We start from the raw sequence: 18149 nt of genomic DNA, 5'->3' as shown, positions 1-18149 counted from the left end.
TCGGCGCCACCGAGCACCGGATGCCGGCCTCCCCCGGTCCACCCCGGTCCCGCTCGGCTCCCCACCCCCTCACCTCCCGACCGCCGGCGGCGGCAGGCTCAGATCCTCCGGAGCCGGCCGAGCCGGCGGAAGGTGATGAACGCCTGCACGCCGAACGCCGGCAGGAGGGCCAGGAGGGCGGTCCACGGCACGACCCGGCCGAAGAGCAGGGCCGGGAGCAGGGCGGGCAGGACGGCGAGCAGGGCGATGCCGATGCGCAGGCGGCGGTTCACGGAGACTCCTCGGGATTCGGCAGGTCGGGAACGGGTGGTCACGCGCGGGCGCGGTCGAGGTAGGCGGTCAGGTCGTGCCAGGCGTCGGCCGGGACCGTGGGATCACCGGACATCGCGGCCGGCTCGTGGTGCCAGGCGGCCCGCACCGCACCGGAGAGGCCGGAGTCGCCGCCGTTGAACAGTCGGCCCAGCTCGTCCATCCGCGCCACCAGCCTCCGCACCTCCGGCGCCGTCGGCTCCACTCCGGCGACGCGCAGCGCCTCGGCCCTGCGGTAGAGCTCCGGCCACTCGACCTCCACCAGGTAGTGGACCCCCGGGCCGACCGCGGCCGCCCGGTCCTGCAGAGCCCGGAGCTGGTCCTCGTCGAGGTGGCGCCGCAGCGCCTGCCCGCCCTCCGGGCCGGCCCCGCCCATCGCCTGGAGCACGCCGATCAACGTGGCGGTCTCCGGGGCCCGTTCGGCGGCCAGCTCGTCGTGGACGTGGGCCAGCCGGCTCCGCAGGGCCTCCAGCGAGGCGATCGCCGCCTCGACTCCGGCGAGGTGCTCGCCCACCAGCCGGACGGGGTCGACCCCGACGTCCAGGCAGGTGGCGATGGTCTCCAGCCCCAGCCCGAGGCGTCGCAGCGCGAGGACCTGGTAGAGGCGGACGACATCCGGCTCGGTGTACTCACGGTGTCCGGCGGCGGTCCGCCGGGACGGGCCGAGCAGCCCGATCTGGTCCCAGTGGTGCAAGGTGCGTACGGTCAGTCCGCTCGCCTCGGCGAGCGCCCCGACCTTCCATGTGTGGTCGATGCCCATACCCCGATGGTGCGTCCTGACGTCGCGTGAGGTGCAAGCCCGGCAGGCCCGGCCGGCTCGGCGCCGATCAGCAGGCCCCGGGCAGGCCCCGAGCGGGCACCCCGGGCGGGCCCCCTCCTCGCCGTCGTCCGCCGGGCCGCCCGCCACTGCGGCAGAGCCGGAGGCGGCTGGGCCGCGCGGTACGGGGAGGCGGACCGCACGGCCCGGCGCTACCGTGAAATGGCGATCCGATCGGGTCAGTCCCAGGCGATTCCCCATTCAATTCGTTGACGAACGACCAAGGCCGACCAGTCTGCGGCGTGGTCCGTCCATGCCGAATTCAGCCGGGAGCGACAATGGCCAGTTACGAAAGTGCCCGAACAAAGGCGTTCACCCGGGCGGCGACCACCACCCTCACCGGTGTGCCGCTCGACGTCTCCGACGACCACCCGCTCCGCGCGGCCGGTGGCGTGCCGATCCAGTCGTGCGTCTGCGTGACGGACCCGTGCCCCTGCGACGATCACCCGATCATCTGGCTGGACGAGGCCGCCGTCCGCGGCCGTACCGCGACCGGCCGACGGACCACCGGCGGTGACGAACTGTACGACTTCGCCGTGGCGGCGGACGCGTCCGTGGTGGTCGAGTCCTTCCGCCAGGTCAGAGCGGCCGACGCCGCCCGCGCCGGCGGCCCTGCCGGCGCCGGGGCTCCGCCGCCCTTCATCGTGCGGCGCCGTCCGGGCGCGGCACGGCCCACGGAGAAGGGCCGCCCGTGCCACGGAGGCGGGCAGTCGCTGCTCAGCGCCGATGCCGGCTGCAACGACATCGAAATCACCGAGAGCGGCGCGACCTACTGCTTCGTGGAGAGCAGCGAGCACTACTGCATCTACGTACTCTGCTGACCGGCCGTCCGCCGGTCCACCACGACCCGGGGTACACCACCCGGGGCAAGCCCCCGAACCGGACGGGGCTCAGCGCAGTGGCCAGCGCGGATCGATGACGGCCTGCGGGTCCTTGCCGCGGCGCAGCCAGGCCTGGAGCCCCTCCGCCCAGTCGCGGTACCAGCCGATCTGGCGGGCGTGGAGGTCGGCGAGGGGGACGGCGCCGACCTCGGTGGGGTAGCGCTCGGCGAGGGCGACGGCGACCCGGACGGCGGCGAGGGCGTCGCTGCCGGCCTCGTGGGCGTCGGTCAGCTCGACGCCGTAGACCTCGCAGACCCGCTGGAGGGTGCGCGAGCCCTTGCGGTACTTGTCGACGGCCCGGTCGATGACCAGCGCGTCGAGCACCGGCGTGACCGGCCCGCCGAGGCGCTCGGCGAGCGGGGCCAGGCCGTGCCGGTGCAACTCGGCGTCGAGCAGCGAGAGGTCGAAGGGGGCGTTGAAGGCGACGACTGGGCGGCTGGCGGCGAGCCGCTCGCAGAGGGCCGCGGCTATCTCGTCCACCGCCTCCTTGGCCGGGCGGCCCTTGCTGCGGGCGACGTCGTCGCCGATGCCGTGGATCGCCGCGGCCTCCGCGGGGATCGGGACGCCCGGGTCGAGCAGCCAGTCGGTGGCGCTCAGCCGGCGGGCTCCGAGGGTGTCCACGAGGGCGGCCGTGACGATGCGGTCCACGGCCGGGTCGGTGCCCGTGGTCTCCAGGTCGAAGCCGACCAGTGGCTGCTGCCACCAGCTCATAGGGGTGTGTCCTTCCGTCCTGCTCGTCGAAACAGCCCCTATCATCGCCCGCCCCACCGACAACGCGGTCGCTGGGGCGGGCGGACGCAGCCTGCCGGCCCGGTTCAGGCCCCGGTGAGCAGGCTCCGGCCGAGCCAGTCGGCGTCGTCCCGGACGCCGGGCAGGACGTAGAAGTAGCCCCCGCCGGTGGGCCGCAGGAAGCGGGCCAGCGGCTCGCCCGCGAGCCGGGTCTGGACGGCCTCGAACTGGCGGGCCACGTCCTGCTGGTAGCAGCAGAAGGCGAGGCCCAGCTCGGGCTCGCCGTGCTCGTCGAGGCCGCGGTCGTAGGTGAAGGCGCGGCGCAGGATGCGGCTGTCGCGGGTGGCGTCGGTGCGCGGGTTGGCGAGCCGGATGTGGGAGTCGAGGGCGATGACGGCACCGTCGGGGTCGTGGCCGTAGTCGGGGGCGTCGGTCTCGTTGCCGCGGCCGAGCGGGGCGCCGTCGGCCTTGCGGCGGCCGATGATCCGTTCCTGGTCCTTCAGGGCCGCCTCGTCCCAGGGCGCGACCAGGGTGCGGATCGCCCGCACCACCTGATAGCTGCCGCCGACCGCCCAGCGCGGTTCACCGCCGCCCTCGCCGACCCAGACCAGCTCGTCCATCTGCGCGGCCGACTCGGTGTCGGGGTTCGCGATGCCGTCCTTGAAGCCGAGCGGGTTGCGGGCGGCGCCGGTGGGGCGGGCGCGGTTCTGGAACCCGTCCAGCTGCCAGCGCGGGCGGACCGCCCCCTTGGTGGCGCGCAACAGGTCGCGCAGGGCGTGCTGGACGGTGTCGCGGCTCTCGGCGCAGATCTGGAGCGAGAGGTCGCCGTGGGTCTCGGCGGGGCGCAGGGCGTCGCCGGGGAAGTCGCGCATCGGGGTGAGGCGCCCGGGCTTGACGGCGGCGAGGCCGTAGCGGGCGTCGAAGAGCGAGGCGCCGACGGCGACGGTGACGGTGAGGTCGTCGGCGGGCAGGGCGCCTGGGCCGAGGGTGCCGCTGTCGGCGGGCGCGGCGGCGGGGCCGAGGTCGGGCGGGGTGCCGCCGGCGGTGAGGAAGCGGATCCGGTCGGTGAGGGTGTGCAGCAGCGTCTCCAGCGCCGCGCGGTCGGCGGCCTGGACGTCGAGGGCGACGAAGCTGCCGTAGCCGGGCGGCGGGTTGGTGATGCCGGCCTGGTGGACGCCGTGGAACGGGATCCGCCCGGCGGCCGAACGCGGCACGGCGGGAGCGGCGGGAGCAGCGGCGGCGGGGCGGGCGGTGCCGAGGGCGAGCGCCCCAGCGGTGCCTGCGCCGAGGGCGGTGCGCACGAAGCTGCGGCGCGAGGCGCCGGGGTGGTCCGGGCTGGTCATCGGTCGGCCTTCCGGGTCGGGGGCGGGCGCGGGCGCGGGCATGCCTGAGCGGGGGCTCGTCGGCTACGGGAGGGCGATCACGGGCCCACAGGCCCCGGAGGTACCGGGACCCGGCCTGCTGATCATGAAATCGACGCTAGCAAGCCCCTCGTGCCCCCGCCCCGCCCGCGCGCCCCGGCTGACCGCCCATCGGCCGAATACCCGCGGGTTGCCATCCGTCCGGCCTAGGCGAGGGCCTCGTCGGCGGCCCGGTCGGCGGCCCGGGGCAGCGGCCCGGTCGGCGTCCACCGGGTGGAGGGGGAGTCCCGCAGCCGCTGACGCACCCGTCGCCCGTCGTAGCGGCCGAGCCGTTCGAGGTCGGGGCGCACGACCTCGGCGCGCAGTCCGGCGACGGGTTCGACGCCGGTGGTCCCGGCGGGCCGCAGGGTCCGGGCGGGGGCGCTGTTCATCCGGGTGGTTTTCCGGCCGCCCGCACCGACCCGCCCCGCCGCGGCGGCCGGCGGGTGTCAGGAGACCGGCCGGGAGTCCCCCCAGATCCCCTCGAACTCCTCGCGGTAGACCTCCAGCAGCCCGGCGTCCGTGCCGCCCGGCTGCTGGCCGGCGCCGCCGCGCAGCACCAGGGCGGGCGACTCCATGCCGCGGGCCCGGCGCAGGTAGGGCTGGACGACGCCGAGGTCGCGGGTCTGCCGGCGGGGGCCGCCGGTCGGGCCGGCCGGGCGCGGGCCCTCGACCAGGTAGGCGGTGAAGCGCGGGGTCTCGTCGAAGACCCGGATCTCGAAGCCGCCCTGGTCGCGCAGCCGGGCGCGGACCCGGCGGACGTGCATGATGTTCATCTCGATCGAGCGGGCCAGCTCGCCGCGCCCGAGTCCGAGTTCGCGCTCGCGGCGGCGGACGGCGCTGCTGGCCGGGTTGAGGAAGAGCAGCCGGACCCGGCAGCCGTCGGTGGCGAGCCGGACGAGGCGCTTGCCGGTGTAGTTCTGGCAGAGCATGCCGAGGCCGATGCCGAGCGCGTCGAGCCGACGGGCGCCGTCCAGCAGGTCCTCGACCGGGAGGTCGCGCTGGAGCCGGACCCGGTCGGCGTGCACCGCGACCACGTCCGCGTACCGGCCGGCCACCAGCGACTCGACCACGTCGGCGGGGACGCCGCCGGAGCCGCCGTCCAGCAGGGCGAGCAGCCGGGCGGCGGCGCGTTCGGTCTGGGCGAGGACGGTCTGGGTGAGGACGCGGTTGCGGGAGACGACGTGCCGGGCGACCTCCAGTTCGTCGAGGGCGAGCTCGATGTCGCGGCGGTCGGCGAGGTACGGCTCGAAGCAGGGCCAGTGCTGGACCATCAGCTCGCGCAGCTGGGGCAGGGTGAGGAAGACCAGCGGGTCGTCGTCGGCGGGGTCGAGCAGGTATCCCTTGCGCCGGCTGACCTCGCGGACGGCGCCGGCCCGGTGGGCCCACTCCTCGCCGGCGGGGCCGGCCGCGGCGGTGACCCAGTCCTCGCCGTGGGCGGGCGCGTAGATGGGGTACAGCACCTCGTCGACGAGGGCGCGCAGCCGCTGTTCGACCAGGTTGAGCCAGACGTACGCGCGCCCGGCCAGCCGGACCCGCTGGTAGGCGTCCTCCCACTCGGCGCCGGACCAGGCGAGGGCGGGTATCTCGACCGGGCCGCTCTGGGCGGGCACCAGCGCCCGGCCGGTCAGGGTGGGGCGCATGACGACGGTCGGGGCCTCGCTGCGGGCGCCGCCCCGGTCGGGGCCGCCGGGCCCACCGCCACGGCCGCCGGCGGGGAACACCATGCGCCACCTCACCTGGTTCCTGATGGAGCTGCTACGTCGTCTGCTTCGTCTGCCGGCCCCGAAGGCCCCCGCCGGTCCTTCTGATGAATCGCCACGAGCGCGGGGGCGGCCGGACGATCAAGGGTACTGCCCGCCGCGAGCCGACCGCAGCCGGTCGGCGGACGGGAAAGCCGGAGGCCCCGGCCGCACCACCCGCCCCGGCCGCCCCGGACGCCGCTCCGCGCACCGCCGCCCCCGGGCCCCCGCCGCGCCGCTCCGACCGCCCACCGACCCTCCCGCCGATCTCCCACCGACCCTCCCGCCGATCTCCCGCCGACCGCCCACCGGACACCCGCCGGACACCCGTTCGGGCGAACACACGCCGAATGGCCCCGCTGTCGGGGAAAGCGTCGGGGAGTATGCGGACTGTGCCGTACGTCACGGTGCGCGACCGCCGCACATGCCCGGCCACCCCGCCGGGAAGAGAGCGTCGGGGTCCGGGCTGATTGTCGGACTACCTGTCAGTTTCCCTTCAGCGTAAGGAAGTTGAGGACTCATGCAGGTCTGGCCAGGGAAGCCCTACCCCCTCGGCGCCACCTACGACGGCGCCGGCACCAACTTCGCGGTGTTCTCGGAGAGCGCCGATCGGATCGAGCTCTGCCTGCTCGACGAGGACGGTTCGGAGACGGCCGTCGAGCTGCGCGAGACGGACGCCTTCGTCCGGCACGCCTACCTGCCCGGCATCCAGCCCGGCCAGCGGTACGGATTCCGCGTCCACGGCCCGTACAACCCGGGCCTCGGCCAGCGGCACAACAGCGCCAAGCTGCTCCTGGACCCGTACGCCAAGGCGATGAGCGGCACCATCGACTGGGACGAGTCGGTCTACGGCTACCACTTCGGCGCCCCCGAGCGCCGCAACGACCTGGACTCCGCCCCGCACACCATGCACTCGGTGGTGATCAACCCGTACTTCGACTGGGGAACCGACCGGCCGCCGCGCACCGACTACCACCGCACCGTCGTCTACGAGGCCCACGTGAAAGGCCTCACCAGACTCCACCCCGGCATCCCCGAGGAGATCCGGGGCACCTATGCCGGCCTCGCCCACCCCGCGGTGATCGAGCACCTGGCCAAGCTCGGCGTCACCGCGATCGAGCTGATGCCGGTGCACCAGTTCGTCCGCGACCACCGGCTGCGCGACCTCGGCCTCGCCAACTACTGGGGTTACAACACCATCGGCTTCTTCGCCCCGCACTCCTCCTACTCCTCCACCGGGGACCGGGGCCAGCAGGTGCAGGAGTTCAAGTCGATGGTCAAGGCGCTGCACGCGGCCGGCATCGAGGTCATCCTGGACGTCGTCTACAACCACACCGCCGAGGGGAACCACCTCGGCCCCACCCTCTCGCTGCGCGGCCTGGACAACGTCTCCTACTACCGGCTCGCCCAGGACCAGCGGTTCTACGAGGACACCACCGGCACCGGCAACAGCCTGCTGATGCGCAGCCCGCACGTGCTCCAGCTGATCATGGACTCGCTGCGCTACTGGGTCACCGAGATGCACGTGGACGGCTTCCGCTTCGACCTCGCCGCCACCCTGGCCCGGCAGTTCCACGAGGTCGACCGGCTCTCCTCGTTCTTCGACCTCGTCCAGCAGGACCCGGTGGTCTCCCAGGCCAAGCTGATCGCCGAGCCCTGGGACCTCGGCGAGGGCGGCTACCAGGTGGGCAACTTCCCGCCGCTGTGGACGGAGTGGAACGGCATGTACCGGGACACCGTCCGTGACCTGTGGCGCGGCGAGAACGCCACGCTCGCCGAGTTCGGCTCCCGGCTCACCGGCTCCTCCGACCTCTACCAGGACGACGGCCGCCGGCCCATCGCCTCCATCAACTTCGTCACCTGCCACGACGGCTTCACCCTGCGCGACCTCGTCTCGTACAACGAGAAGCACAACGACGCCAACGGCGAGGACAACCGGGACGGCGAATCGTTCAACCGCTCCTGGAACTGCGGCACCGAGGGCCCCGGCACCGACCCGGCCGTCGAGGAGCTGCGCGCCCGCCAACAACGCAACCTGATCGCCACCCTGATGCTCTCCCAGGGCGTGCCGATGCTCTCGCACGGCGACGAACTCGGCCGCACCCAGCACGGCAACAACAACGCCTACTGCCAGGACAACGAACTCACCTGGGTGCACTGGCCCGAGGAGGACGGGCCCGAGGCGCGGCTGCTGGAGTTCACCCAGGGCATGATCTGGCTCCGCCGCGACCACCCCGTCTTCCGGCGCCGCCGCTTCTTCCACGGCCGCCCGGTCTCCAGTCGCCCCGTCCCCGGCCGTCCGGCAGCCGGCAGCTACGAGGACCTCACCGACATCGCCTGGTTCACCCCCAGCGGGGAGGAGATGACCAAGCGCAACTGGGGCGCGAGCTACGCCAAGTCGCTCACCGTCTTCCTCAACGGCTACGCCATCTCCGAGCCGGACCGGCGCGGCGGGCGGATCATCGACGACTCCTTCCTGCTGATGTTCAACGCCCACTTCGAGCCGCTGGAGTTCACCGTCCCGGCCGGCCACGGGCAGGAGTGGCAGGTCGTGGTCGACACCGCCCAGCCCAGGCTGCCCGCCCCCGGCACCGGCCCCCGGGTCAAGGCCGGCGACGCCCTCTGGCTCACCGACCGCTCGCTGATGGTCCTCCAGCGGCCCGCCTGAGGCGTGGGTTCACCTGTTCGGATCAGCAACGGGTCTTGGCGGCGGGCTCGCGCGGGTACTCATGGACACATGACCTCCGCCGCCGAGCCCGCGCAGCCCCGCCCGGCCGCTACTCCCCCGCCCCCACCACCGTCGGCCAGCTACCGGCTCCAGCTCCAGCCCGGCTTCACCCTCCGCGACGCCGCCGCCGGCGTGCCCTACCTCGCCGCCCTCGGCGTCTCGCACCTGCACCTCTCCCCGCTGCTGGAGGCCGCCCCCGGCTCCACCCACGGGTACGACACCGTCGACCACGGCCGGATCAGCGAGCAGCTCGGCGGTGAGCCCGCGCTGCGCTCGCTGGCCGCCGAGGCCCACCGGCACGGCCTGCGGCTGATCGCCGACGTGGTGCCCAACCACATGGCCGTCCCCGTCCCCGAGCAGCTCAACCAGCCGCTCTGGCACGTGCTGCGGGACGGCCCCGACTCGCCGTACGCGCGCTGGTTCGACATCGACTGGGCGGCCCAGCCGGGGCCGACGGACGCCCCGGAACGCGGACGGGTGCTGCTGCCGCTGCTCGGCGACCGGCTCGGGGCGGTGCTCTCCTCCGGTGAGCTGACCGTGGTCGGCACGGGGGCGCCCGCCGGCGGCCCCGGACCGGTGCTCCGCTACCACGACCACACCCTCCCGCTACGGCCCGGCACCGAGGGCCTGCCGCTCGCGGAGCTGCTCGCCCGGCAGTGGTACCGGCTCGCCTGGTGGCGGCTGGCCCGCACCGAGCTGAACTACCGGCGCTTCTTCACCGTCAACGAGCTGATCGCCGTCCGGGTCGAGATCCCCGAGGTGTTCGAGGCCACCCACGACGTGCTGCTGCGGCTGCACCGCGACGGGGTCCTCGACGGGTTCCGGATCGACCACCCCGACGGCCTCGCCGACCCGCGCGGCTACCTTCGGCGGCTCGCCGAGGCCACCGGCGGCGCGTACACGGTGGTGGAGAAGATCCTCACCGGCGACGAGCGCCTGCCCGCCGACTGGCCGTGCGCGGGCACCACCGGGTACGACGCGCTGCGCCGGATCGACGGCGTGCTCACCGACCACGCCGGCGCCGGCCGGCTGGCCGGGCGCTACGAGCACTTCCTCGGCGGCCCCGCACCCGCTGGCGAGCCCTGCGCCGACCCGCACCCGGCCGTCGCGGCCGCCCGGCGCGGGCGGGCCGACATGACCGGGCCCCGGGGCGAGCTCGCCGCCGAGGTCGAGCGGCTGGTCCGGCTCGCCGTCCGGATCGGCGCCGCCGAGCCCGCGCACGCGGACCACGCACCCTGGCAGCTGCGCGACGCCCTGCAGCGGGTGCTCACCGGCTACCCGGCGTACCGGCCGTACGCCAGGCCCGGCGAGCCCGTGCCGGCGGTCTCGGCGGAGCAGCTGCGGGCCGCGCTCGACGGCTCCGCCGACCCGTCCGACCGGCTGGTCGCGGAGCTGGCCCTCGGCCGGCTCGGCACCGGCCCCGAGAAGGACGAGTTCTGCGTGCGCTTCGCCCAGACCGCCGCCGCCGTGGCCGCCAAGGGCGTCGAGGACACCGCCTTCTACCGCTGGAACGCCCTGCTGAGCCTGAACGAGGTCGGCGGCGAGCCGGCCAGGCCGGGCCTGCTCCCGGAGGACTTCCACGCCTGGTGCCACTACGTCGAACGCCACTGGCCGGCCACCATGACGGTGCTCTCCACCCACGACACCAAGCGCAGCGCCGACGCCCGCGCCCGCCTCGCCGTCCTCGCCGAGCAGCCGGACGCCTGGGCCGCCGAAGCCGCCGCCTGGTCCACCGCCGCCGGCCCCGGCGGCGACCGGGACGGCGACTGGATGCTCTGGCAGACCCTGGTCGCGGCCTGGCCGATCACCCCCGAGCGGCTGGTCACCGCGCTGCTCAAGGCGGCCCGCGAGGCCAAGCTGCGCACCTCGTGGACGTCCCCGGACAGCGGCTACGAACAGGACCTCACCGAACGCGCCCACGCGGTGTACGGCAACCCCGGCCTGCTCCCCCGGATCGAGGGGTACGTCCGGACGCTCGCGCCGTACGCCCGTTCCAACACCCTCGCCGCCGCCCTGCTGCACCTCACCGTGCCCGGCGTGCCCGACCTCTACCAGGGCAGCGAGGAGCCGCTCCACACCCTGGTCGACCCGGACAACCGGGGTGTGGTGGACCTCGGCGCGCTCGCCGTCCGGCTGACCGACTCGGCCACGCCCCGCCCGGGCGACCTGGCCCGGGAGAAGCTGCACCTCACCGCGGCCGCTCTCCACCTGCGCCGGGCCCGCCCGCTGGGCGCCTACCGCCCGCTGACCGCCGGCGGCCACTCCCGCGACCACCTGCTCGCCTTCGCCCGCGGGGACGACGTGGTCACGGCGGTCACCCGGCTGCCGTACGGCCTGGAGCGGGCCGGCGGCTGGCACGACACCGCCGTGGAGCTGCCGGCCGGCGGCGGGTGGACGGACGAACTGACCGGGCGCCGGTTCGCGGCGGGCACGGTACCGGTGGCCGACCTGCTGGCCGCCTCCCCGGTGGCGCTGCTGACCAGGAAGACCGGGAAGACCAGGAAGGGCGACGCGTGACTCTGCCGGAGCTGCGGACGTACGAGGTGTGGGCGCCGGCGGCGGCCCAGCTGGTCGAGGTGGAGGTCGGCGGCGCCCGCCACCCGCTGGCCCGGGACGGGGCGAGGGCCGGGTGGTGGCGCGGCGAGGCGCCCGCCGGGGACTACGCGTTCCGGCTGGACGGCGGCCCGGCGCTGCCCGACCCGCGCTCGCCCCGGCAGCCGCACGGCCCGGACGGGCCCAGCCGGGCCGTCGACCACGCCGCGTTCCGCTGGTCGCGGACCGGCTGGCGCGGCCGTCCGCTGCCCGGCGCCGTCCTGTACGAGCTGCACATCGGCACCTTCACCGCCGCCGGCACCTTCGACGCCGCCGCCCACCACCTCGACCACCTGGTCGAGTTGGGCGTGGACTTCGTCGAGCTGCTGCCGGTCTGCCCGTTCCCCGGCCGGCACGGCTGGGGGTACGACGGCGTCTCGCTCTGGGCCGTCCACGAGCCCTACGGCGGGCCGGAGGGGCTCAAGCGCTTCGTCGACGCCGCGCACCGCAAGGGCCTCGGCGTCATCCTGGACGTGGTGCACAACCACCTCGGGCCGTCCGGCAACTACCTGCCCGCGTACGGCCCGTACTTCACCGACCGGCACCACACCCCGTGGGGATCGGCGGTCAACCTGGACGCGCCCGGCTCGGACGAGGTGCGCGCCTACCTGGCGGGCAGCGCACTGGCCTGGCTGCGCGACTACCGGATCGACGGACTGCGGCTGGACGCGGTGCACGCGCTCGCCGACGACCGCGCCGTCCACTTCCTGGAGGAACTCGCCACCGAGGTCGAGAAGTTGGCGATCGCCACCAACCGGCCGCTGTTCCTGGTCGCCGAGTCCGACGCCAACTCCCCCCGCACCACCGCCCTGCGCGAGGCGGGCGGCCAGGGCCTCACCGCCCAGTGGAGCGACGACTTCCACCACGCGCTGCACACCGCGCTCACCGGCGAATCCCAGGGCTACTACGGCGACTTCGCGGTCGCACCGCTGTCGGCGGTCGCCAAGGCGCTCACCCGCGGCTTCTTCCACGACGGCGGCTGGTCCTCGTTCCGCGGCCGCAGCCACGGCCGCCCGTTCCCGCCCGCCCACGGGCACCGGCTGCTCGGCTACCTCCAGACCCACGACCAGATCGGCAACCGGGCGCTCGGCGACCGGCTCTCGGCGAGCCTGGACCCCGGCCGACTCGCCTGCGGGGCGGCGCTCGTGCTCACCTCGCCGTTCACCCCGATGCTGTTCATGGGCGAGGAGTGGGGCGCGACCACACCCTGGCAGTACTTCACCGACCACACCGACCCGGGCCTCGCCGAGGCCGTCCGGCAGGGCCGGCGGCGGGAGTTCACCGAGCACGGCTGGCAGGCGGAGGAGGTGCCGGACCCGCAGGAGCCGGCCACCGTACTGCGCTCGGTCCTCGACTGGACCGAGCCGAGGCGCGCCCCGCACGCCGAACTGCTCGCCTGGTACCGGGCGTTGATCCGGCTACGACGCGAACGGCCGGAGCTGGCCGACCCGGACCTCTCGGCCGTCAGGGTCGTCCACGACGAGGCGGCCCGGTGGCTGGTGGTGCACCGGGGGCCGTACCGGGTGGCGGTCAACCTGTCCGGTTCCGCCGCCGGGCTGCCGCTGGGGGCGAAGGGCCGGGAGGTGGTGGCGTCCTTCGGGCCGTGCGCCCTGGCCGGTACGGCGGCGGAGCTGGAGGCCCACTCGGTCGCGATCGTCCGGGTCTGACGCGCGCGGCTCACCAGAGGAAGGTGGCGATCCGCTCCCGCAGCGAGGCCGCGTCCAGACCGTAGGCGGCCAGGTGCTCGGGGATCGAGCCGTAGTGCCGGTGCTCCTCGCGCGGCACGCCGAGGCCCAGCACCCGGTGCGGCCGGTCGCTCAGCGCGGCGTGCGCCTCGTTGGCGGAGGTCCCGGCCAGGTACGGCTCGACGAGCACCACGTCCGCCCGCCCGCCGGCGGCCTCGCGCAGCCCGGCCGCGTCGAACGGCCGCACGGTGGCCGCGTACAGCACCGTGACGTCCAGGTTCTCGGTGGCCGCCAGCACGGCGTCGAGCATCGGGCCGACCGCCAGCACCACGCCCTTGGCCCCCGTGCGCAGGGTGGTGAACCGGCCCGGTTCGACCGGCACCGCGGCGGCGTTCTGGTGCACGGAGAGCCGCACGTACACGTTGCGGTCGCCGTCCGCCACGGCGTGGTGCAGCAGCCGCTCGGCCTCGTCCGGGTGGCCGGGCACGTGGACCGTCCAGTCCGGCAGGGTGTCCAGCAGTGCGACGTCACCCGGCGACATGTGGGTGCGGCCCCCGGACGGCCAGTCATAGGAGCCGGCGGCGCTCACCAGGACGGCGCCGACTCCCTGGTGGACGAGGTCCAACTTGATCTGCTCGAAGGGGCGTTCGATCAGGAAGCTGGCGAAGGTGTGGGCGATCGGCCGCATCCCGGTGAGCGCCAGGCCGCCGGCGGCGCCGATCAGCAGTTGCTCGCGGATCCCGACGTTGATCACCCGGTCGGGGTGGCGCTCGGCGGCGGGCGCGAAGCCGGACGCGCTGATGTCGGCCAGCACGACGGCCAGCCGGGGGTCGTCGTCCAGCATGCGGGTGGTCACGTCGAGGAAGCGCTCACGCATGGTGTCCATCGGTCTGGTCCCTTGTCCTTCGGAGGTTGTCAGGCGTTCTCGGGCGGCCGTCAGGAGTTCTTGGGCTCGACGCGGGCGACCACGGCGCGCGGACGGCCCGGGTGTGCGGCGGTGAACGCCGCGTACAGCGCCGCGTGGTCACGCCCGTCCACCGTCTCGGCCGACCAGCCCTCGGCGGCGAAGCGCGCCGCGATGCCGCCCTGCCAGCCGTGCGTGGCCGAGGAGTTGTCGATGACGACGACGTGCAGCCGGTCCAGTCCGGACGCGCCGGCGAAGGCGACCGCCTCGTGGTTGGAGCCCTCGTCGAACTCGGCGTCCCCGACCAGCACCCAGACCGCCGGGTCGGCGAGCCCCTGGGCGCGCAGCCCGAGCGCGGTGCCGACCGCCAGCGGCAGGCCGTGCCCCAGCGAGCCCGAGCCGATCTCCACGCCGGGCACCAGCGTGCGGTCCGGGTGATGGCCGAGCGGCGAGTCGTAGGCGCCGAAGCTGGAGAGCACCGCCGGGTCGAGGAAGCCCTTGGCCGCGAGTACGGCGTAGTAGGCCATCGGGCCGTGGCCCTTGGAGAGCAGGAAGCGGTCACGGTCCTGCTCCTCGGCGGTGGCCGGGGTGACCCGCAGCACCCGGTCGTAGAGCACCCAGAGGGCGTCCAGCGTGGAGGTGGCGGCAGGGCCGTGCTTCTCGTCGCCGGTCATCAGGCTCATCAGGCCCGGGAGGTCCGCGAAGGTGACTTCGGTACGGGTGTTCGTCGTCATGGCCACGATGCTGCATGTTGAAGTCGACTTGAAGTCAAGCCGGTACATTGACCTCATGACCGCACCCGAGACCTCCGCCGGACCGAGCCGGCACGACCTGCTCACCATCGGCCAACTCTCCGACCGCAGCGGCCTCGCCACCTCCGCCCTGCGCTACTACGAGAAGCTCGGTCTCATCCACGCCACCCGCACCACCGGCGGCCAGCGCCGCTACACCCGCGGCATCCTGCGCCGGGTCGCCTTCGTACGGGCCGCCCAGCGGGTCGGGCTCTCCCTCGACGAGGCCAAGGTCGCCCTGGACCGCCTGCCCGAGCGCCCGGCCCCCAGCGGCGCCGAGTGGGCCGGTGTCGCCGAGTCCTGGCAGGGCCGCATCGACGAGCAGATCGCCGAACTCGAGCGCCTGAAGGCCAAACTGAGCGGCTGCATCGGCTGCGGCTGCCTCTCCCTCACCCGCTGCGCCCTCTACAACGCCGGCGACCGCGCCGCCGCGGCCGGCTCCGGCGCCCGCTACCTGCTCACCCGCGACCCCGCCACCGGGCCCGAGCCCGGCCCGGTCCCCGGGGCCTCCGAGGCCCCCCGCGCCTGCTGACGGCCGGCGCCCTACGGCGTGCCGGACGCAGCCGGCGGGCGGGCGTCCCCGCGCAGCAGGCTGTAGCGGACGATGTCGCGCCACTGGCCGTCGCGGAAGACCAGGCTGCGCTGGACGCCCTCACGGGCGAAGCCGCACTTCTCCAGGGCGCGCTGCTCGGCACGGTTGGCGGTCTCGGTGTCGGCCTCCAGGCGGACCACCGGCGAGTGCGCGAACAGGTAGTCCACCAGCAGGCGTTGGGCCTCGGTGCCGATGCCGCGGCCGCGCGCCTGCGGGACGAGCTGGATGCCGATGTTCCAGTAGGGCGCCGCCGGCACGACCGCCCGCGCCCTCCAGGCGACGAACCCGCACAGGCCGCCCCCGGACTCCACCGCGAGCTGTGACTGGTCCGCCCCCAGCAGCCCGTTCTCCGCCCACTTCCGCCGCAGGCGGCCCGGGTCGGACCAGCCGTACCACTGGAGCGCGCCGATCGCCCCGGGGTCGAGGAGCAGCCGCTCGAGCGGCCCGAGGTCGGCTTCGGAGATCGGACGGAGGCTCACCTGGTCGTCGCTCATCCGGCCACTGTAGCCACCGGACCGGGGCCGGTGCGGCCCAACGCCCGCCCCGCGCAACGCCGGTGGCGGGCGCCCCCGGGTACTCCGGCGCACCCGCCCCCCGGGGCACTCCGGTTCCCCCCACAGGCGCGACGGCTCTCGCCGCCCCCTCGCCGCCGGTCGGGTCCGGCGGCGAGGGGGCGGCGAGGACCGTGCGGCCGCCCGGCCCGTTCAGAGGGCCGCGGCGACGGCGGCCGCGACGAAGACCACCTGGAGGGCGGTCCGGGCGGGCAGCGGCGTCACGGGCTTTCCGGCGAGCGTGAGTCCGCTGCGGGCCGCGTGCACGTTGGCCGGGAACATCGCGAGCATGAGCAGGGCCAGCCCGGCCGCGGCGAACGGCGCGAGCGGCGGGACGAGCAGCCCGGCGGCGGCGGCCAGTTCCAGGACGCCGGTGAGGGTGACCAGCAGGTCGGGCCGGGGCAGCGCCGGCGGGATCATCGCGACGAAGTCGCGCCGCCAGGAGGCGATGAAGTGCGGCACGCCGGTGGCGACGAACATCAGCGCGAGGCCGCCGCGCAGGGCGGGCTGCCAGGCGTCGAGGGCGTCCACGGCGACGATGCCGAGCAGGCGAAGAAGGGCGAAGCCGCCGAGGAGAGCGATGAGCGGGACCATCCCGGCCTCCAATCTTGTCACTGGCAAGATTGGGGCACGCGCGCCATCTTGTCAATGTCTAGATAGAGTGGACGGACAGGAGGAACGACCGAGAGCGGAGGCGGGACCGATCAACCAGCCGACTTATCACCACGGGAACCTGAGGCGCGCCGTCCTGGACGCGGCCCTGGAGGCCATCGGCGAGTCCGGCGCGTCCGGGTGGAGCCTGCGCGAGCTGGCCCGGCGCGCGGGGGTGTCGCACGCGGCGCCGGCGCACCACTTCGGGGACAAGACGGGGGTGCTGACCGCGGTGGCCGCGGAGGGGTTCGAGCAGTTCGCGGACAGCCTGGAGCGCGCGGCCGGCGATCCGTACGGGGCGGGCGTGGCGTACGTCCGGTTCGCCGTCGACCACCGGCCCTACTTCGAGGTGATGTTCAGACCGGAGCTGTACCGGGCGGACGACCTGGACCTCGCGGCGGCGCAGAAGCGCGCGGGCGCCGTCCTGGCGGCCAGCGCCCGCAAGCTCTCCCCCGGTGAGGAGGCCGACCGCGCCACGACGATCGCCGCCTGGTCACTGGCCCACGGCTTCGCCGGCCTCTGGCTGAGCGGCGCACTCCCGGAGAGCGCGGACGGCGACGTGGAGGAGCTGGCCCGGTCGGTACTCCGGATGCTGTTCGAGCGGAGCTGAGGGCCGGTAGCGGCCGGGCCGGCCTCCCGCGGCGCGCCCTCGGGCACGCCCCCGCACCGTGGCGAAAGCGTTATCCGGGCCACCGGGAAGGCGGTCGCCGCCGAGCCCCCCGAAGGCCCCTGGACGGCCCTCCCCGGGGGTCGGCGACCACGCACGGGGCACCCCCGGAGGGTCGGGGCCGGCGGCGTCCGGAAGGGGCCGGGCGGGGGCCTGCGGGCAGGCCGGACACCACTTCTGACCAGGGATTTCCTGCCCCGTGGTCACTAGAATTCACAGCAGCGGACGGAACGGCGTCCGCCCGTGAAGGGGGCTGTGCGTGCACCGCGACATCCGTACCACCGAAGACGTTCTGCGCCTGCTGGACCGACTCTTCCCCCCGGAGGCCGACCGGTGGACGGACCGGGCCGCCGGCTGGTGGGACCAGTTCTACGCGGACCGTTCCGCCGGGCGGCCGTTCTTCGTCCCCAAGCCCGACGAGAATCTCGTCTCCTACCTGGACCGCGGCCTGCTCACCACGCCCGGCCGCGTCCTGGACCTCGGGGCCGGGCCGGGGCGCAACGCCATCCACCTCGCCTCGCGCGGCTTCGAGGTGGACGCCGTCGACCTCTCGCCCACCGCGGTCGCCTGGGCACAGGAGCGGGCCGCCGAGGCCGGCGCCGACGTCCGGTTCCACTGCGGGAACATCTTCGCCGTCGAACTCCCCCACCGGCAGTACGACCTGGTGTACGACTCGGGCTGCCTGCACCATCTGCCGCCGCACCGCCGGATCAGCTACCTCGCCCTTCTCGACCGGGTCCTCGCGCCCGGCGGCCACCTCGTCGTCAACGCGTTCGCCGCCGGGGCGATGGGCTCCGAACTGCCAGACGAGGAGCTCTACCGCAACGGCCGGCTGGAGGGCGGTCTCGCCTACACGCCGGACGAACTGCGTCACCTCTTCTCGGAGTTCACCGAGGTCGAGATCCGCCCGATGGAGCCGCAGCCGGCCGGCTCGCCGCTCTTCGGCATCCCCGTGCTGCTCAGCGCGCTGTTCCGGCGCCCCGGCGCGTAGGCGCGGCCGGCCGCGTACCGCACGGTACCGCCCCGCAGGCCGGGCCTGCGGGGCGGTACCGTGCGGAATGGCCACCGAATCACCTTGGCCTGAAGGCGGCACGATGGCTCATCGGTACC

The 18149-nt window shown here is 74.7% G+C and carries 16 protein-coding genes and 1 pseudogene; 7 read left to right on the top strand and 10 right to left on the bottom strand.

The window, feature by feature from the left end; genetic code table 11:
* Nucleotides 1-98: 98 nt before the first annotated feature.
* Nucleotides 99-272 carry a hypothetical protein gene (locus ACZ3YO_RS01970; RefSeq protein WP_465563544.1) on the bottom strand — a complete coding sequence of 58 codons (174 nt, stop codon included), beginning with the start codon at nucleotides 270-272 and terminating at the stop codon, nucleotides 99-101.
* A 38-nt stretch (nucleotides 273-310) separates the two neighbouring features.
* On the bottom strand, nucleotides 311-1069 hold the full coding sequence (locus tag ACZ3YO_RS01965; protein ID WP_465563541.1) for a MerR family transcriptional regulator: 759 nt from the start codon (nucleotides 1067-1069) through the stop codon (nucleotides 311-313).
* Nucleotides 1070-1404: 335 nt separating this feature from the next.
* On the opposite strand from ACZ3YO_RS01965, the gene ACZ3YO_RS01960 reads away from it, so the two are divergent.
* The gene (locus ACZ3YO_RS01960; protein WP_465563538.1) at nucleotides 1405-1947 is read left to right on the top strand and encodes a hypothetical protein; all 543 of its coding nucleotides are present in this window, start codon (nucleotides 1405-1407) and stop codon (nucleotides 1945-1947) included.
* Between the two features lie 69 nt (nucleotides 1948-2016).
* Here the strand turns inward: ACZ3YO_RS01960 and ACZ3YO_RS01955 are convergent, their stop codons facing one another.
* The 4 genes and pseudogenes from ACZ3YO_RS01955 to ACZ3YO_RS01940 form a co-directional block, all read right to left on the bottom strand.
* Nucleotides 2017-2718: an exonuclease domain-containing protein gene (locus tag ACZ3YO_RS01955; RefSeq protein ID WP_465563535.1), complete on the bottom strand. Its 702-nt coding sequence runs from the start codon at nucleotides 2716-2718 to the stop codon at nucleotides 2017-2019.
* A gap of 104 nt (nucleotides 2719-2822) precedes the next feature.
* On the bottom strand, nucleotides 2823-4079 hold the full coding sequence (efeB, locus tag ACZ3YO_RS01950) for an iron uptake transporter deferrochelatase/peroxidase subunit (protein ID WP_465563532.1): 1257 nt from the start codon (nucleotides 4077-4079) through the stop codon (nucleotides 2823-2825).
* Nucleotides 4080-4363: 284 nt separating this feature from the next.
* Nucleotides 4364-4528: pseudogene (locus tag ACZ3YO_RS01945) on the bottom strand (GNAT family N-acetyltransferase); the annotation flags it as partial.
* A 57-nt stretch (nucleotides 4529-4585) separates the two neighbouring features.
* Nucleotides 4586-5863: an SAV2148 family HEPN domain-containing protein gene (locus ACZ3YO_RS01940; protein ID WP_396319264.1), complete on the bottom strand. Its 1278-nt coding sequence runs from the start codon at nucleotides 5861-5863 to the stop codon at nucleotides 4586-4588.
* Between the two features lie 535 nt (nucleotides 5864-6398).
* Between ACZ3YO_RS01940 and glgX the strand changes: the two genes are divergently transcribed.
* From glgX to treZ, 3 genes are all read left to right on the top strand, one after another.
* Nucleotides 6399-8546 carry a glycogen debranching protein GlgX gene (gene glgX / locus ACZ3YO_RS01935; RefSeq protein ID WP_465563529.1) on the top strand — a complete coding sequence of 716 codons (2148 nt, stop codon included), beginning with the start codon at nucleotides 6399-6401 and terminating at the stop codon, nucleotides 8544-8546.
* A 69-nt stretch (nucleotides 8547-8615) separates the two neighbouring features.
* Nucleotides 8616-11123 carry a malto-oligosyltrehalose synthase gene (gene treY / locus ACZ3YO_RS01930; RefSeq protein WP_465563527.1) on the top strand — a complete coding sequence of 836 codons (2508 nt, stop codon included), beginning with the start codon at nucleotides 8616-8618 and terminating at the stop codon, nucleotides 11121-11123.
* Nucleotides 11120-12865, top strand: a complete 1746-nt coding sequence (gene treZ, locus ACZ3YO_RS01925) for a malto-oligosyltrehalose trehalohydrolase (protein ID WP_465563524.1) — start codon at nucleotides 11120-11122, stop codon at nucleotides 12863-12865. Before treY ends, treZ begins: the two co-directional genes overlap by 4 nt.
* Nucleotides 12866-12875: 10 nt before the next feature.
* Here treZ and ACZ3YO_RS01920 read toward each other — a convergent pair whose 3' ends face one another.
* Complete coding sequence (locus ACZ3YO_RS01920; protein ID WP_465563521.1) at nucleotides 12876-13769, bottom strand: transketolase family protein; 894 nt, start codon at nucleotides 13767-13769, stop codon at nucleotides 12876-12878.
* A 50-nt stretch (nucleotides 13770-13819) separates the two neighbouring features.
* On the bottom strand, nucleotides 13820-14521 hold the full coding sequence (locus ACZ3YO_RS01915; protein WP_465563518.1) for a thiamine pyrophosphate-dependent enzyme: 702 nt from the start codon (nucleotides 14519-14521) through the stop codon (nucleotides 13820-13822).
* 55 nt (nucleotides 14522-14576) lie between these two features.
* On the opposite strand from ACZ3YO_RS01915, the gene soxR reads away from it, so the two are divergent.
* Entirely contained in the window at nucleotides 14577-15110 is a 534-nt protein-coding gene (gene soxR, locus ACZ3YO_RS01910) for a redox-sensitive transcriptional activator SoxR (protein ID WP_465563515.1), read from the top strand.
* Nucleotides 15111-15121: 11 nt separating this feature from the next.
* Here the strand turns inward: soxR and ACZ3YO_RS01905 are convergent, their stop codons facing one another.
* Nucleotides 15122-15664: a GNAT family N-acetyltransferase gene (locus tag ACZ3YO_RS01905; RefSeq protein WP_465563512.1), complete on the bottom strand. Its 543-nt coding sequence runs from the start codon at nucleotides 15662-15664 to the stop codon at nucleotides 15122-15124.
* A 210-nt stretch (nucleotides 15665-15874) separates the two neighbouring features.
* Nucleotides 15875-16315 carry a DoxX family protein gene (locus ACZ3YO_RS01900; protein WP_465563509.1) on the bottom strand — a complete coding sequence of 147 codons (441 nt, stop codon included), beginning with the start codon at nucleotides 16313-16315 and terminating at the stop codon, nucleotides 15875-15877.
* A 67-nt stretch (nucleotides 16316-16382) separates the two neighbouring features.
* Between ACZ3YO_RS01900 and ACZ3YO_RS01895 the strand changes: the two genes are divergently transcribed.
* Both ACZ3YO_RS01895 and ACZ3YO_RS01890 read left to right on the top strand, forming a co-directional pair.
* On the top strand, nucleotides 16383-16982 hold the full coding sequence (locus ACZ3YO_RS01895; protein WP_465563506.1) for a TetR/AcrR family transcriptional regulator: 600 nt from the start codon (nucleotides 16383-16385) through the stop codon (nucleotides 16980-16982).
* Between the two features lie 316 nt (nucleotides 16983-17298).
* On the top strand, nucleotides 17299-18030 hold the full coding sequence (locus tag ACZ3YO_RS01890; RefSeq protein ID WP_465563504.1) for a class I SAM-dependent methyltransferase: 732 nt from the start codon (nucleotides 17299-17301) through the stop codon (nucleotides 18028-18030).
* Nucleotides 18031-18149 lie beyond the last annotated feature (119 nt).

Source organism: Kitasatospora sp. NPDC022785 (assembly GCF_055561295.1).
Note: the sequence above shows the minus strand (reverse complement) of the source record. Positions and strands in the feature narration are given on the sequence as shown.

Excerpts from the sequence above, each read along its gene's own strand:
- ACZ3YO_RS01965 (WP_465563541.1), bottom strand. The coding sequence starts at position 1,069 with ATGGGCATCGACCACACATGGAAGGTCGGGGCGCTCGCCGAGGCGAGC.
- ACZ3YO_RS01960 (WP_465563538.1), top strand. The coding sequence starts at position 1,405 with ATGGCCAGTTACGAAAGTGCCCGAACAAAGGCGTTCACCCGGGCGGCG.
- ACZ3YO_RS01955 (WP_465563535.1), bottom strand. The coding sequence starts at position 2,718 with ATGAGCTGGTGGCAGCAGCCACTGGTCGGCTTCGACCTGGAGACCACG.
- efeB (WP_465563532.1), bottom strand. The coding sequence starts at position 4,079 with ATGACCAGCCCGGACCACCCCGGCGCCTCGCGCCGCAGCTTCGTGCGC.
- ACZ3YO_RS01940 (WP_396319264.1), bottom strand. The coding sequence starts at position 5,863 with ATGGTGTTCCCCGCCGGCGGCCGTGGCGGTGGGCCCGGCGGCCCCGAC.
- glgX (WP_465563529.1), top strand. The coding sequence starts at position 6,399 with ATGCAGGTCTGGCCAGGGAAGCCCTACCCCCTCGGCGCCACCTACGAC.
- treY (WP_465563527.1), top strand. The coding sequence starts at position 8,616 with ATGACCTCCGCCGCCGAGCCCGCGCAGCCCCGCCCGGCCGCTACTCCC.
- ACZ3YO_RS01920 (WP_465563521.1), bottom strand. The coding sequence starts at position 13,769 with ATGGACACCATGCGTGAGCGCTTCCTCGACGTGACCACCCGCATGCTG.
- ACZ3YO_RS01915 (WP_465563518.1), bottom strand. The coding sequence starts at position 14,521 with ATGACGACGAACACCCGTACCGAAGTCACCTTCGCGGACCTCCCGGGC.
- soxR (WP_465563515.1), top strand. The coding sequence starts at position 14,577 with ATGACCGCACCCGAGACCTCCGCCGGACCGAGCCGGCACGACCTGCTC.
- ACZ3YO_RS01905 (WP_465563512.1), bottom strand. The coding sequence starts at position 15,664 with ATGAGCGACGACCAGGTGAGCCTCCGTCCGATCTCCGAAGCCGACCTC.
- ACZ3YO_RS01900 (WP_465563509.1), bottom strand. The coding sequence starts at position 16,315 with ATGGTCCCGCTCATCGCTCTCCTCGGCGGCTTCGCCCTTCTTCGCCTG.